General features: G+C 67.4%; 1 protein-coding gene. It reads left to right on the top strand.

What is annotated here, in order from left to right:
- Positions 1-7: 7 nt before the first annotated feature.
- The coding region (locus tag Q0938_RS19210) for an electron transfer flavoprotein subunit beta/FixA family protein (RefSeq protein WP_299365729.1) at positions 8-518 on the top strand (511 nt) is incomplete at its 3' end.

The following is a 518-nucleotide window of genomic DNA, read 5'->3' as shown; positions in this document are numbered from 1 at the left end:
TGGGCCGATGAAGGTTCTCGTGCCGGTCAAGCGTGTGATCGACTACAACGTGAAGGCTCGGGTGAAGGCGGACGGATCGGGTGTCGATCTGTCGAACGTGAAGATGTCGATGAACCCCTTCGACGAGATCGCGGTCGAGGAGGCGATCCGGCTGAAGGAAAAGGGCGTGGCCGAGGAGGTTGTGGCGGTCTCGATCGGGGTCAAGCAGGCGCAGGAGACGCTGCGCACGGCGCTGGCGATGGGCGCGGACCGGGCGATCCTGGTGGTTGCGGCCGACAACGTGCAGCAGGACATCGAGCCGCTGGCGGTGGCCAAGCTGCTCAAGGCGGTGATCGACGAGGAACAGCCGCAGCTGGTGCTGCTGGGCAAGCAGGCGATCGACAACGACATGAACGCGACCGGGCAGATGCTGGCGGCGCTGCTGGGCTGGGGTCAGGCGACGCAGGCCGGCAGCATCGAGGTGGCGGACGGGGCGGCCCGGGTCACCCGCGAGGTCGATGGCGGGCTGCAGACGATCG

The sequence above is a fragment of the uncultured Paracoccus sp. genome (assembly GCF_947496875.1).
Taxonomy (GTDB): Bacteria; Pseudomonadota; Alphaproteobacteria; order Rhodobacterales; family Rhodobacteraceae; genus Paracoccus.
Note: the sequence above shows the minus strand (reverse complement) of the source record. Positions and strands in the feature narration are given on the sequence as shown.